The sequence below is a fragment of the Shewanella salipaludis genome (assembly GCF_012911865.1).
GTDB classification, from domain to species: Bacteria; Pseudomonadota; Gammaproteobacteria; order Enterobacterales; family Shewanellaceae; genus Shewanella; species Shewanella salipaludis.
Genome location: NZ_JAAXYH010000011.1, coordinates 129,366 through 143,501, shown reverse-complemented (window position 1 = coordinate 143,501; position 14,136 = coordinate 129,366). Strand labels below are relative to the sequence as shown.

The following is a 14,136-nucleotide window of genomic DNA, read 5'->3' as shown; positions in this document are numbered from 1 at the left end:
TGCGTGGCAATGGGTCGGGGCTGATGCTTCATCAGCTCAGGGTCGTGCATTTTACGCATTTCCCGGTTGGCGTCAAGGAGTTTTTTCAACTTCTTTTCCGCCCATCTACTTGATATACATCAGTCGACGAACTATCACCGCCATTCGCTTAACGCCTCGCGTTTCGCTGTCTGCCGTGTCAGTGGTTGCGCATTATAGGGAGATTTTGCCGGCGCGCAAGGGCTTTTTTGAGGAAAATCGAGGTTTTTTGTTATACCCGAATTAGGCACATACCACCCACCCGTTATCCTCAGACTTATCCACAATTCCGGCGCTCAGGGGGGGTAATCCATCACACATCCCTGGTCTGCGCTCCCAACCGGATGAGTCCCATGTCAGGCAAAAGCCCCTGCCATAAAAAAAGCGACTCAAAGAGTCGCTTTTCATGAGCAATAGCCTGGTTACCGGTTTAACTCAGCTTACCGTGGCACTGCTTATACTTTTTACCCGAACCACAAGGGCAAGGATCGTTACGTCCCACCTTGTCACCCTCGCGCACAACTGGCGTATGAGCCTCGACGGCGTCACCCTCTGCTGCACCCGTTAACGCCTCGGCCGCCGCATGCTGATAGTCACGCTGGATCTTGGCATCTTCCTGACGTCGACGCTCTTCCATCTCTTCCACATCGGATTGCGCCTGAACCTGTACCTTAGACAAGATGCTGATGACATCGTGTTTCAGGGTATCGAGCATCTGTTGGAAAAGTTCGAACGATTCCCGCTTATATTCCTGCTTAGGATTTTTCTGGGCATAACCGCGCAAGTGGATCCCTTGGCGCAGGTGATCCATGGCCGCCAGATGCTCTTTCCATAGACCATCCAAGGTTTGCAACATGACGGCTTTTTCAAACTGACGCAACACCTGAGGGCCAACCATCTGCTCTTTCGCCTTGTAGGCGTTGACCCAAAAACTCACGATACGTTCGCGCAGCGTCTCTTCATGGAGATCGTCTTCTTTATCCAACCACTCCTGAATGGGCAGCTTGATGGCAAATTCCTGGGCCAACCTCTGTTCCAGGCCGGCGATATCCCACAGCTCTTCGACCGACTGAGGCGGAATATACTGTTCGACCACACCCAGGATAACGTCTTCCTGAATATTCTGAATCGTCTCTTCTATGCTGTCGGCATCCATCAACTCGTTGCGCTGGGCGTAAACCACTTGACGTTGATCGTTGGCGACATCATCGAACTCGAGCAATTGCTTACGGATATCGAAGTTGCGGGCCTCAACCTTGCGCTGGGCATTTTCGATGGCACGAGACACCCAAGGATGCTCTATCGCCTCACCTTCTTCCATGCCGAGTTTTTTCATCATGCCGGACACACGCTCGGAAGCGAAGATGCGCATCAGACTGTCTTCCATCGACAGGTAGAAACGCGATGAACCCGCATCCCCTTGACGACCGGAACGACCACGCAACTGGTTATCGATACGACGCGACTCGTGACGCTCGGTACCGAGAATATGCAAACCACCGGCGGCGAGCACGGCTTCGTGACGCGCCAGCCAATCGGCCTTGATCTTGGCCTTCTGCTCTGCGGTAGGATTCTCGAGTGCATCTATTTCCATGTTCCAGTTGCCGCCGAGCACGATATCCGTCCCCCGGCCCGCCATGTTGGTGGCGATAGTGACTGCGCCTAAGCGACCCGCTTGGGCGACAATATCGGCTTCTCTCTCATGGAACTTGGCGTTGAGCACTTCGTGCGGGATCTTTTCTTTACGCATCAGGCCGGCGAGCAACTCGGATTGCTCGATGGAAATGGTACCGACCAATACAGGCTGACCACGTTTACGGCAATCTTTGATGTCTTCTATGATGGCGGCGTATTTCTCTCTGGCGGTGAGATAGACCAAATCCGCCATATCCTTGCGGATCATGGGGCGGTTGGTCGGCACTACGACAGTGTCCAAACCATAGATGTGCTGGAACTCGAAGGCTTCGGTATCGGCCGTGCCCGTCATGCCCGCCAGCTTTTCATATTGACGGAAATAGTTCTGGAAGGTGATAGAGGCCAGGGTCTGGTTCTCATTCTGAATGTGCACCGCTTCCTTGGCTTCGACCGCCTGATGCAGACCTTCAGACCAACGACGGCCCGGCATGGTACGACCCGTATGCTCATCGACTATGATGACTTCGTTGTCCTGGACTATGTAGTCGACGTCTTTCTCGAAGAGGGTATGGGCACGCAAGGCCGCCATGATATGGTGCAACAGCGAAATGTTCGCGGCGGAATAGAGTGAATCGCCTTCGGCCAACAAACCCGCCTCGGTCAGCAGATTTTCGACCTTCTCCTGACCGCGCTCGGTCATGTGCACCTGCTTGGCTTTCTCGTCTATGGTGTAATCGCCTTCACCCACATACTCTTCCGTATCTTCCTTATCCTGGCGAATGAGGTGTGGAATGAGCTTGTTGACGCGAATATAGAGTTCGGAACTGTCTTCGGCCGCGCCCGAAATAATCAGAGGGGTACGGGCTTCATCGATCAGGATGGAGTCGACTTCATCTATCAGGGCATAGTGCAATGGCCTTTGCACCCGCTCCTGGGGGGAAAAGGCCATGTTATCGCGCAGATAATCGAAGCCGAACTCGTTGTTGGTACCATAGGTGATGTCGGCGTTGTAGGCGTCTTTCTTCTCTTGCTGACCTAGGCCGGCGACATTGATGCCGACGGTCAGACCGAGGAATTCGAATAGGGGACGGTTAAATTCGGCATCACGGCGCGCCAGATAGTCGTTCACAGTGATCACGTGTACGCCTTTACCCGTCAGGCCATTGAGGTAGGCCGGCAGGGTCGCGGTCAGGGTCTTACCCTCACCGGTGCGCATCTCGGCGATGCGGTTACTGTCGAGCACCATGCCACCGAGCAGCTGCACGTCGAAATGACGCATCTCAAACACACGCTTAGAGGCTTCGCGTACTGTGGCAAAGGCTTCGGCCATGATGCTGTCCAGGGAGACCCCCTGTTCCAGACGCTCACGGAATTCGGCGGTCTTGGCCTTCAGTTCACTGTCGCTGAGCTTTTCGTAATCCGCCTCTAGCGCATTTATCTCGGCGACTATTTTAGAAAGGCCTTTAAGGGTACGGTCGTTGCGACTACCAAATACTTTTGTCAGTAATTTACCAAACATCTGAATCACTTATTATCTGTAGGCCGAGTCCATGATGGAATCAAGAAGCCAAAGTTTTAATTAACTTGCTTTGCGGTAGACAAACTTCTGTGGATCTATCTGTTGTCCACCCCGCAACACTTCGTAATGTACATGTGGACCGGTCGAGCGTCCCGTACTCCCCATACTGGCGATGGTTTCACCCTTGGCAACCACATCGCCGACTGTCACAGACAAGGCCTTATTGTGTCCATAGCGAGTACGCAGACCATTTCCATGATCGATTTCCACCAACTCACCATAACCAAACATCTTGCCAGCCCAGGTAACGACACCGGCGGCCGTCGCGACGACCTCCGTGCCTTCTTTACCCGCGAAATCTATGCCTTTATGCATGGTTCTACGGCCATTGAAGGGATCGTTGCGCAAACCGAAGGGGGAAGATAGCCAACCTTTGTTGATCGGCTGCCCCGAAATATAACGTTCTTCATCTATATGGAGATTAGATGCCACAGTTTCAAGTAGTGATAATTGAACATTATTGTTATCGATTCGTGAAACCAGGGCATTCATATCATCAAAAAGTTGCCCCAACTCTATGCTGGCGCCAACATCACTCGGCCCGCCGATACCGACCTCGGTCGAGAAATCGAACTGTTCTTCGAGCTGATAATTTTGCGCTACTTGCTGTCCCAGCGCCTCGAGACGGACAATCTTGGCCTGCATCCGGGCGACATGGGTCACCAACATGGCCAATTGCGACTCGGTGGCATTCTTGAGATCTAAGACTTGTTGTTTTTGCTGTTCACGGACGAGACGATCTTTATCGACACTGGCCTGCTGACTCTCGAAGCGCTCAGTATTCTGTTGATAAATACCGGTACCGGCAGCGAGTAACAGAATGGGCAGCAGTAACCAACGTTTACCTGGTTGCCAGCGGCTGACGCCATTCCGACCTTGAATAAAAACTGTTACACTCATAGCCTAATTCAGCCATCTTATTATCATATGAAAAAGCCCCCTCAGGATCTCAGCCAGCTGTTACACCAATCGGGGAAATTACCCGATCTTGCTGAGAAAGCGGAACTGCTATTGTACCTGGATCAACATGTGAAACAGATGACGGCAGGTCCTGTCGCGGAGCAGCTCAAAGTGGCCAATCTCCGCCAGGGTGTTCTTGTTATTGAAACTACCACTGCGGCCTGGGCTGCCAGAATTAACTTCCAAAAGACGAAGTTACTCACGCAACTGCAAACCGAAACGCTCCCAATGCTTACCGCAATTGAAGTGAAAGTCAACCCGGGATTAGCCTTGTACACCCCCAAGCCCAAAGTTCCCCAGCATCAACTGAGTGCGGTGGCCGCAGAACATCTGGAGGCATTGGCGGAACATGTTGAAGGTTCCCTGGGTGAAAAACTAAAACGGCTGGCTGCATTAGCCAGCCGTAATAGGCAATCTTAATCTGGACTAGGCCAGCACGGCGCCGCCCGGCACCATGAAGCTGACGGGAACGTCGGCCTCTTTCTCGAAACTCACCAGCTCCCAGGCATCTTGCTGGGCCAACAGGGCACGCACCAACTGATTGTTGAGGGCATGACCCGTCTTGTAGGCACAGAACTCGCCGACTATGGCGTGACCCGCAACATAGAGATCACCGAACGCATCCAGGATCTTGTGCTTAACGAACTCATCCTCATAACGCAGACCATCGGGGTTGAGGACACGATATTCATCAAGCACCACGGCGTTTTCCATGCTGCCACCCAGGGCCAGGTTATTGGCACGCAGATATTCAATATCACGCATGAAACCGAAAGTCCTGGCACGACTGATGTCTTTAACGAAAGCGGAGGTGGAAAAATCCATCACCATATGTTGCTGGCTGCGGGCGATTTCAGGGTGATTGAAATCGATCGCGAAATTAACGCGAAAGCCCTTGAAGGGTTTGAGCTCGGCCCATTTATCACCGTCTTCGACGCGAACCGTGCGCTTGATCCTGAGGTATTTCTTGGCAGCCGCCTGCTCTTGAATACCGGCAGTCTGCAACAGGAATACGAATGGACTGGCACTGCCATCCATGATGGGAATTTCAGGCGCATCCACTTCGATAACGGCGTTATCTATGCCCAAGCCGGCCAAGGCGGCGAACAAGTGCTCAATGGTCGAGATGCGAACACCCTGGTCATTTACCAGCGCCGTACACATGGTGGTTTCCCGTACTTGCTCAGGCTTAGCCGCGATGGCGACAGCAGGGCTCATATCGGTTCGTACCAGTACGATACCCGTATTGACAGGTGCGGGTTTGATGCACAGAGTCACCTTGTTGCCGGAATGCAATCCGACACCAGTGGTCTTCACCATTTTTTGAACAGTTCTTTGAAAAATCATTCAGTTACCCGTATTCATCTCAACAAAAAAGCCTAACGTCTGCGCACAGCAACTGCCCACCGAGGGCGTGACTGGGCGAAGATATTAGCATAAGTTTGGCATTTCACAAAAATTCCACCACTTTCAGGCCATCAACCCGAGAGTGCGGTGGCAACTATCATGTCTATGCCGCCCTATTAATCCGCCTGCTTACGCAAAAACGCCGGAATATCCAGATAATCCAGCTCATGCTTGGCGGCCGGTGTCGGTATCGACTGGGCTGCCGGCACCACATTACCCTTAGGCGCAGCCTGAGTCAGACTCGGTTCTTCGGCATACTGCTCAACCTTGGGCTCTATGGCCACTGGCTCAGGACGCGGCGCCGGCTTGGATACGAGTTGGATATCCGGACGCTTCTCGGCACCTATACCCGTTGCGACCACAGTCACACGCAGCTCGTCGCTCATTTCCGGATCTATCACGGCACCCACGACCACGGTCGCGTTGTCTGATGCATAGGCCTTAACATGATTACCGACAGTCTCGAACTCTTCGATGCTCATGTCCATGCCGGCGGTGATGTTAACCAGGACACCACGGGCACCGGCCAGATCTATGTCTTCCAGCAGAGGGCTGGCGACGGCCGCTTCGGCCGCTTCTTCGGCCCTGTCTTCCCCGCGGGCGACGCCCGTGCCCATCATGGCATTACCCATTTCGGACATCACTGTCTTGACGTCGGCGAAGTCGACGTTGATGAGACCTGGACGGGTGATCAGCTCGGCTATGCCTTGCACTGCACCCAACAAGACGTTGTTGGCGGCGGCGAACGCATCCAGCAGGGAAGTGCCACGGCCCAGGACCTTGAGCAACTTCTCGTTGGGGATGGTGATCAATGAATCCACATGTTTCGCCAGCTCGGCTATGCCTTGCTCGGCATAGGCCATACGCTTCTTGCCTTCAAACGGGAACGGTTTGGTCACCACTGCCACGGTAAGAATGCCTTCTTCACGGGCGATCTGAGCGACCACAGGCGCGGCCCCCGTCCCCGTCCCCCCGCCCATGCCGGCGGCGATGAAGATCATGTCCGAGCCCTTGATGGCGGCGCGGATGTTCTCTTTATCTTCTTCGGCGGCAGCACGACCCACTTCAGGATTGGCGCCGGCGCCTAAGCCCTTGGTGACATCGCGTCCCAATTGAATGGTTGAGCCCGCTGCCGACTTGCGCAGCGCCTGGGCGTCTGTGTTGGTGACCACAAACTCAACACCTTCTATGTTGTGTTTCACCATGTGTTCGACGGCGTTACCACCGCCACCACCGACACCGATGACCTTGATCACCGCGTCGTCTGAATGTGTATCCATGATCTCAAACATTGTCTGATCTCCGTTATGCCTGCGTTATGAAATTAAAACTCACCCTTAAACCAGCTCTTGACCCGATTCAAGAAACTGGTAACCCCTTGACGCTCAGGCCGCTCGAACTGACGTTCGATGACCCGTCTTGCGCCATAGTGCAACAGTCCCACTCCGGTCGAGTAGATAGACTGATCCACATATTCGTATAAACCTTTGATCGGCAGCGGCGACGCTACCCGTACCGGCATGCCGAAGGTCGCTTCGGCTATGTCGACGGCCCCCTCTATCGAGGCTGTACCGCCCGTCAGCACTATGCCGGCGGCGATCTGATCTTCCAGACCGCTGTCCTGCAATTCTTTCAACACCAACTCAAACAGCTCCTGATACCTTGGCTCGACCACTTCTGCCAGGGTATGACGCGACATGCTCCGCGAAGGACGACCGCCGACCGAGGGCACTTCTATGCTGTCTTCACGGCTCACCATGGCGCTGCGGGCGCTGGCGAACTGCACCTTGATCTGTTCCGCATGTGACAAGGGAGTGCGGAAAATTTTGGCTATGTCGTTGGTCACCTGGTTGCCGGCCACCGGCACCACGGCACAGTGACGCAGGGCACCATTGGTATAGACGGCTATGTCTGTGGTGCCGCCACCTATGTCCACGATACAGACGCCGAGATCTTTCTCGTCATTGGTCAGCACAGAGTCGGCCGAGGCAATACCGGAAAACACCAGATCATCCACCTTGAGGCCACAGCGCTCGACGCTCTTGGTGATATTCTTGGCCATATCGTTGGCACAGGTGACTATGTGCACCTTGGCCTCCATCCGCATGCCCGACATGCCGATTGGGCTCTTGATGCCGTCCTGCACATCTATGGCATACTCCTGTGGCAACACATGCAGTATCCGCCGCTCGGTCGGGATCTTCACGGATCTCGCCGTATGGATCACATTGTCGACGTCTTCCTGGGTCACTTCTTCGTCGTTGATCGACACCATGCCATTCTCGTTCTGGCAGGCTATGTGTTTGCCCGAAATGCTCAGATAAACCGACGACACCTGGCAATCGGCCATCAGCTCGGCCTGATCCAGTGCCCGCTGCACGCTGCGCACTATCGAATCAAGATCGTTGACGCCGCCCTTATCCATGCCTCTGGAAGGGTGATTTCCCAAGCCGACTATGCTGATCTCACCGTCGGGCATGACTTCGCCTATGATCACTGCGACCTTAGATGTCCCTATGTCCAACCCAACAATCAGATTTCTATCTTGGTTCTTGGTCATTACTTAACGGCTCTCTTGTTGTGCATCATCCCAGCCTACGGCTAATCCTGTGTCGTAACGCAAATCCACCGTGGCGATCGCCTTACTCTGTTTCGCCAGGATAGGGTAAACATCAATAAATCTTTGAACTCGCGCCATATTGTCCTCACGCCCCAGATCCAGCAGTATGCCGTTGTCCAGCATGGCGTGCCAGGCATGGCGCGGGCTCAGGCTCAAACTCGCCAGTTCGAAGCCGTTGATCTTCAGCAGCGACTCGAGCAGCTGATAGGTCGTCAATACTTCGCTGCCCATGTCATCCGGCCCGGCCAGCAAGGGCAACTTCTCCAACCCTGGCGGCGCCGCTGCTTGGAACACCTCGCCCTGGACATTGAGCCAGGCATCACCGTTCCAGTGTGCTATCGGCTGTTGCTCCTGCAGGTAGACTTTCAATTTCGCCGGCCATTCGCGCCTGACCGATGCGCTGTACACCCAGGGCAAGGCTTCCAGTGTCTGTTGCACCTGAGTCACATCGGCGCTGAAAAAGCTGCGTTGCATCAGGCTCTGTAATGCCTGCTGGATCTCCCGATCGCTGGTATAGAGGCGCTCGCCCTTGATGGCGACGGCTTCTATGGGCAGCTTATCTGCATCGTTCAGCACAGAGTGCAACTGGCGCCCAGCGGCGATCAGGCCAAGCAGCACGGCAAATAGAAACACCAGCCCCAGCCACAGATACCAATCCAGCTGCAATAACTTCTGTTGCCAATGTCGCCGCTTATCGCTCCAAGACACAGCTCACCCACCCTTACTCAGCACCGGCAAAAACCACAGAAAACCGGCCATTATATAGACCTAAGCTCCAGGGTCAAAATATGTTTTCACCAAAAGCTAACAGATTAAAAATCAATCGGTTTCTTTATCATTTACCTTAATTGCAAAACCCAACTCCGAGGTCGCCAATTGACGCGCCAAGGCACCTATATTTCCGGCACCCTGAGTCATGAGCAGATCCCCATCCTGCAGCACATCCGGCAAGACCCCCGCCAGCTGCTCCGGGCTGGCAACGAAGATAGGATCCACCTGGCCGCGCAAACGAATAGAGCGGCACAGGGCCCGGCCGTCGGCCCCAGGGATCGGCGCCTCACCGGCGGCATAGACATCCAGCAGCAAGAGACAATCGACCTGGGACAGGACATCGACGAAGTCCTCGTACAGATCCCGGGTGCGACTGTACCTGTGGGGCTGGTAGGCCATCACCAGGCGCTTATCCGGCCAACCGGCACGGGCCGCCTTGATGGTCGCGGCCACTTCACTCGGGTGATGGCCATAGTCGTCGACCAACATCACGGCGCCATTTGGGGTGGCAAACTCGCCCAGATGCTGGAAGCGGCGGCCTATCCCCTGGAATTCGGCCAATGCCTGCACCATGGCGGCATCATCTATCTCATCTTCGGTCGCCACGGCAATCGCCGCCAAGGCATTGAGCACATTGTGCTGCCCCGGCAGGTTCAGCACCAAGCTCAGATCTTCCTTTCCCTTGCGCCTGACGGTGAAGCGGGATTGATGACCCTGCTGGCTGAAATCCAGCGCCCTGACATCGGCATCCTCGCTGAAGCCGTAGGTCACCAATTGGCGACCTATGCGCGGCATGAGTTCGCGCACCACCTCATCGTCGATACAGACCACGGCCACCCCATAGAACGGCAGGTTATGCAGGAAATCCACGAAGGTAGACTTCAGCTTCTCGAAGTCACCGCCGTAGGTATCCATATGGTCGGCTTCTATGTTGGTCACCACACTGACCATGGGCTGCAGATGCAGGAAGCTGGCATCGCTCTCATCGGCCTCGGCGATCAGATAGCGGCTGGTGCCCAACCTGGCATTGGTGCCGGCGCTGTTGAGCAGGCCACCTATCACGAAGGTGGGATCCCGCTGCGCCTGGCCATAGACGCTGGCGATCAGACTGGTGGTAGTGGTCTTGCCATGGGTACCGGCAATCGCCACCCCATGACGGTAACGCATCAACTCCGCCAGCATTTCCGCCCGGCGGACTATGGGGATCCGCAGCTCCCTGGCGGCGATGATCTCCGGGTTTTCCTGGTTGATAGCGGTCGACACCACCACCACATCCACCTGTTGCACGCTCCGGGCCTGATGCCCTATGACTATCTGCGCCCCCAGGGCCGCCAATCTCTCGGTCACCGCATTCTGGGCTATGTCCGAGCCACTGATCTGATAGCCCTCGTTGAGCAACACTTCGGCGATGCCGCCCATGCCGGCGCCGCCGATACCGACGAAGTGGATCCTCTTGATGCGACGCATCTCGGGGATCATGCTGCGCAACTGGGCGTATTTTTCTGTTTTTGTCATTGGTGTTTTTTTCCGGCAAGATCCCTGCACACGGCGGCGACACGTTCGGTCGCATCGAGTACGGCAACATCTCGCGCTCTTTGGCCCATACGGGCTAATTCATTTCTGTCACTGGCGAGCAAGTGTAACTTGCCCACCAATTGCTCTACATCCAATATGGCCTGCGGCAACAAGAAGGCGGCGCCGGCATCGACCAAGACCTTGGCGTTGCGGGTCTGGTGATCGTCGACGGCATGGGGGTAAGGCACCAATACCCCGGGCAAGCCAACCGCTGCCAGCTCAGAGACCGTCAGGGCGCCGGCACGGCATAAGACCACATCGGCCCAGCGGTACGCCGCTTCCATATCGTCGATAAATTCGGCCACATTGACGCCACCATCCTGACCCAACTGCTGGTATTCGGCCTTGACCCGCTGCAAATTGTCACGCCCGACCTGATGCCAGACGGTGATGGAATGCTGCTGGCTCATGGCGGCCACGACCGCCGGCATGAGATCGTTGAAGACCTTGGCCCCCAGGCTGCCACCTACGACCAACACTCTGAGGGCATCGTCACCGCTCACCCTGGGTTGATTGCCCAAGTTGATAAGCTCCCGCCTGATGGGGTTGCCCACCACCTCGGCCTTCACATTCAAGGCTGCGAAGGTATTCTCGAAGGCGCACAGCACCCGGGTTGCTATGCGTGACAGCAGCTTGTTTGTCATCCCAGGGATGGCATTTTGCTCATGCAGCACCAGAGGAATGCCGCAGAGCCGCGCGGCGACCCCGCCTGGACCGCTGGCGAAACCGCCCATGCCAAGTACCACATCCGGGTTAAATTCCTTTATGACCTTCCTCGCCTGGGCGATAGAGCGCAACACCTTGAAGGGCGCAGCCAGCTTACGCACCAGGCCATTGCCACGCACTCCCTTGATATCTATGAAGTCGATATCGAAGCCATGTTGAGGCACCAATCTGGCCTCCATGCGATCGGCCGTGCCTAACCAACGCACCTTCCAGCCACGTTTGGCCAAGTGCTTGGCGACCGCCAGTGCGGGAAACACATGTCCGCCCGTGCCGCCGGCCATCACCAGAATACGTTTGTCTTCGCTAAGGATATCAGCCATTAGTTTACTCTCCCCTGAATGGCCTGCACCTTACTCAGACGCCGTTCGAAATCGATTCGCAGCAACAACATGGCCGCCGCCGTCATCACCCACAGGCTGCTGCCGCCATAGCTGATGAAGGGCAAGGTCAGCCCCTTGGTCGGCAACATGCCTATGCTGGCGCCGACATTGACCACTGTCTGGAAACAGATCCAGATGCCTATGCCGTAGGCCAGATAGCCTTCGAAGGCATTCTCCGTCTTGAGGCAGAGGTTGCCCAGGCGGATCGCCCGCAGCGCCACGAACAGCAACACGGACAACACAGCTATGATGCCGATGAAGCCCAACTCTTCACCTATGATGGCGAAGATGAAGTCGGTATGGGCCTCGGGCAGATATTCCAGCTTCTGGATGCTGTTGCCCAGCCCCTGCCCCAGCCAGTCGCCGCGGCCATAGGCCATCAGCGACTGAGTCAATTGGTAGCCGCTGCCGAAGGGATCTTGCCAAGGGTCGAGGAAGGAAGTCACCCGGCGCATGCGATAAGGCTCGAGCAATACCAGGGCGACGAAGGCCATCACTCCGGCGAGGATCAGGGCGAAGAAGTCCAGCAGACGGGCCCCCGCCAGAAACAACAGGCCGACGGTACCGACGAATAACACCACCACAGTGCCGAGATCCGGCTGCATCAAGATCAGGATGGCGTACACGGCGAAGACGGCGATCGGCTTGTAGAAACCCTTGGAATTTTCCCTCAGCTCCTGATGGCGCCTGACCAGATAACCGGCCATGTATACCACGAAGGCAAACTTGGCCACCTCGGCGACCTGAATGCGTACGGGTCCTATGGCGAGCCAGCGGGTGGCGCCGTTGACACTGGTGCCGACGAGCAGCACGGCCACCAACATCAGCCCCACCACCAACAAGATCACCGGGCTGAGCTGCTGCCACCTGTGGATCTCTATCTTAAGCACCAGGGTGGCTATGAAGACGCAGCCAACCAGATAGAGGATATGCCGTCCCATGAAATGGAATGGATTCCCCGTCAGCGTCTGCGCCTCGGGCATGGACGCCGACATCACCATGACGAAGCCGAAGCTGATCAGCGCCAGAATCGCCATCAGCAAGGCTCTGTCGTACAGCTGCGCCCCCGGCGCTTCGTTATCCCGCAACAAGTTGGGCCAGGCCCAATTGAGGCGCCCGGCAAACAGGCTGAGTTGGCGCGCATCAGTCGTCATTCAATGCCTCCACCAAGTGCCTGAAGTCATCGCCACGGGCCATGAAATTCGCGTACATGTCCAGACTGGCGCAGGCGGGAGACAAGAGCACTATGTCTCCCGAGCTCGCCAGCTCGGCGGCCTTGGCAACGGCCTCGGCCATGGTGGCGACCTCTATGCTCCCCGGCTGTAAGGCGGCGATCTGCCCGCCATCCCGTCCCAGGGTAATAAGCCGACTGACGTTGGCGAGCGCCGGCGCCAGCGGTCCGAAGTCGGCGCCCTTGCCATCCCCGCCGGCGATCAGTATGACATCCCCCAGGTAATCGCTCAGCCCCTGCAAGGCGGCGACCGTGGCACCGACATTGGTGGCCTTGGAATCGTTGACATAAGAGACCCCGGCCTTCACAGCCACCAGCTCACAACGATGGGCCAGGCCGCTAAAGCGGCGCGCAACCTGGACCATGGCGCTGCGGTCGACACCCGCCTGCTCCACCAGGGCCATGGCCGCAAGCAGGTTGGCATGGTTATGGCTGCCGATGAGCGCCACTTCACTCAAACTGAGGATCTCGCTGCTGCCATGCACCAGCTTGCCGCCGGCTATGCCCCAGTCATCGTTTTCGGGTACGCCCAGGCCGAAGCTCAACTGATTCATGGGATCCTTGGGCAGGGTCATGGCATCGTCGCGATTGAAGATCGCCACCCGGCTCTGGGGATACAAGCCGAGCTTGGCCTGGCGGTAGGACTCGATATCCGTGTATCTGTCCATATGATCTTCACTTATGTTGAGACAAGTGGCGGCCAGGCAGCGGAGGCTATGGGTCGTCTCGAGCTGGAAGCTGGAGAGTTCGAGCACATACAGGTCGGCCGGCTCGCGCAGCAAGTCCAGCGCGGGCACGCCAATGTTGCCGCCGACAGCCACCTTCTTGCCGCCGGCCCTGGCCATTTCCGCGACCAGGGTGGTCACGGTCGACTTGCCGTTGGAGCCGGTGATCGCCAGCACACAGGGCTCGCGCTCGGCCAGGGCTCTGGCAAACAGCTCGACGTCCCCTATGACTTCTATGCCCATGTCGATGGCGGCCTGGACTTCCGGGGTATCGACGGCGATCCCCGGACTTATGATGATCTGACTGGCTTGCACCAGATAACGACAATCGAAGCCGCCGGCGTTCAGCGGCACCTCGGGATATTCAGCCGCCAAGGCGTCGGCACCTGGCGGCTGGCGGCGGCTATCCATCACCAAGGGCGTGATCCCCTGGCCACACAAATAGCGCACGACCGAGAGCCCGGTCGCCCCCAAACCCAACACTATGTGTGAATATCTGTCCGCCATGA

General features: G+C 56.4%; 11 protein-coding genes. 1 reads left to right on the top strand and 10 read right to left on the bottom strand.

What is annotated here, in order from left to right; translation table 11 throughout:
* Positions 1-448: 448 nt before the first annotated feature.
* Positions 449-3,172, bottom strand: a complete 2,724-nt coding sequence (gene secA, locus HC757_RS14640; RefSeq protein ID WP_169565122.1) for a preprotein translocase subunit SecA — start codon at positions 3,170-3,172, stop codon at positions 449-451.
* A 60-nt stretch (positions 3,173-3,232) separates the two neighbouring features.
* Positions 3,233-4,132 carry a M23 family metallopeptidase gene (locus HC757_RS14635; protein ID WP_169565121.1) on the bottom strand — a complete coding sequence of 300 codons (900 nt, stop codon included), beginning with the start codon at positions 4,130-4,132 and terminating at the stop codon, positions 3,233-3,235.
* Positions 4,133-4,159: 27 nt separating this feature from the next.
* Between HC757_RS14635 and HC757_RS14630 the strand changes: the two genes are divergently transcribed.
* Positions 4,160-4,612: a DUF721 domain-containing protein gene (locus tag HC757_RS14630; RefSeq protein WP_169565120.1), complete on the top strand. Its 453-nt coding sequence runs from the start codon at positions 4,160-4,162 to the stop codon at positions 4,610-4,612.
* A gap of 6 nt (positions 4,613-4,618) precedes the next feature.
* Here HC757_RS14630 and lpxC read toward each other — a convergent pair whose 3' ends face one another.
* From lpxC to murD, 8 genes are all read right to left on the bottom strand, one after another.
* Positions 4,619-5,539 carry a UDP-3-O-acyl-N-acetylglucosamine deacetylase gene (gene lpxC / locus HC757_RS14625; protein ID WP_169565119.1) on the bottom strand — a complete coding sequence of 307 codons (921 nt, stop codon included), beginning with the start codon at positions 5,537-5,539 and terminating at the stop codon, positions 4,619-4,621.
* A gap of 176 nt (positions 5,540-5,715) precedes the next feature.
* The gene (ftsZ, locus tag HC757_RS14620; protein WP_169565118.1) at positions 5,716-6,891 is read right to left on the bottom strand and encodes a cell division protein FtsZ; all 1,176 of its coding nucleotides are present in this window, start codon (positions 6,889-6,891) and stop codon (positions 5,716-5,718) included.
* 32 nt (positions 6,892-6,923) lie between these two features.
* On the bottom strand, positions 6,924-8,159 hold the full coding sequence (ftsA, locus tag HC757_RS14615; protein ID WP_169565117.1) for a cell division protein FtsA: 1,236 nt from the start codon (positions 8,157-8,159) through the stop codon (positions 6,924-6,926).
* 3 nt (positions 8,160-8,162) lie between these two features.
* Positions 8,163-8,927, bottom strand: coding sequence for a cell division protein FtsQ/DivIB (locus HC757_RS14610; protein ID WP_169565116.1), 765 nt, complete (start codon positions 8,925-8,927; stop codon positions 8,163-8,165).
* 111 nt (positions 8,928-9,038) lie between these two features.
* A complete protein-coding gene (gene murC, locus HC757_RS14605) occupies positions 9,039-10,505 on the bottom strand; it encodes a UDP-N-acetylmuramate--L-alanine ligase (protein WP_169565115.1) in 1,467 nt (488 codons plus the stop codon).
* A complete protein-coding gene (gene murG, locus HC757_RS14600) occupies positions 10,502-11,611 on the bottom strand; it encodes an undecaprenyldiphospho-muramoylpentapeptide beta-N-acetylglucosaminyltransferase (protein ID WP_169565114.1) in 1,110 nt (369 codons plus the stop codon). The genes murC and murG overlap by 4 nt, the downstream gene beginning before the upstream one ends.
* A complete protein-coding gene (gene ftsW, locus HC757_RS14595; RefSeq protein WP_169565113.1) occupies positions 11,611-12,825 on the bottom strand; it encodes a cell division protein FtsW in 1,215 nt (404 codons plus the stop codon). Before ftsW ends, murG begins: the two co-directional genes overlap by 1 nt.
* A complete protein-coding gene (murD, locus tag HC757_RS14590) occupies positions 12,815-14,134 on the bottom strand; it encodes a UDP-N-acetylmuramoyl-L-alanine--D-glutamate ligase (RefSeq protein WP_169565112.1) in 1,320 nt (439 codons plus the stop codon). The genes ftsW and murD overlap by 11 nt, the downstream gene beginning before the upstream one ends.
* Positions 14,135-14,136: the final 2 nt, after the last annotated feature.

What these genes read in the sequence shown, in the direction of transcription:
- secA (WP_169565122.1), bottom strand. Translation starts at nt 3,172, where the DNA reads ATGTTTGGTAAATTACTGACAAAAGTATTTGGTAGTCGCAACGACCGT.
- HC757_RS14635 (WP_169565121.1), bottom strand. Translation starts at nt 4,132, where the DNA reads ATGAGTGTAACAGTTTTTATTCAAGGTCGGAATGGCGTCAGCCGCTGG.
- HC757_RS14630 (WP_169565120.1), top strand. Translation starts at nt 4,160, where the DNA reads ATGAAAAAGCCCCCTCAGGATCTCAGCCAGCTGTTACACCAATCGGGG.
- lpxC (WP_169565119.1), bottom strand. Translation starts at nt 5,539, where the DNA reads ATGATTTTTCAAAGAACTGTTCAAAAAATGGTGAAGACCACTGGTGTC.
- ftsZ (WP_169565118.1), bottom strand. Translation starts at nt 6,891, where the DNA reads ATGTTTGAGATCATGGATACACATTCAGACGACGCGGTGATCAAGGTC.
- ftsA (WP_169565117.1), bottom strand. Translation starts at nt 8,159, where the DNA reads ATGACCAAGAACCAAGATAGAAATCTGATTGTTGGGTTGGACATAGGG.
- murC (WP_169565115.1), bottom strand. Translation starts at nt 10,505, where the DNA reads ATGACAAAAACAGAAAAATACGCCCAGTTGCGCAGCATGATCCCCGAG.
- murG (WP_169565114.1), bottom strand. Translation starts at nt 11,611, where the DNA reads ATGGCTGATATCCTTAGCGAAGACAAACGTATTCTGGTGATGGCCGGC.
- ftsW (WP_169565113.1), bottom strand. Translation starts at nt 12,825, where the DNA reads ATGACGACTGATGCGCGCCAACTCAGCCTGTTTGCCGGGCGCCTCAAT.
- murD (WP_169565112.1), bottom strand. Translation starts at nt 14,134, where the DNA reads ATGGCGGACAGATATTCACACATAGTGTTGGGTTTGGGGGCGACCGGG.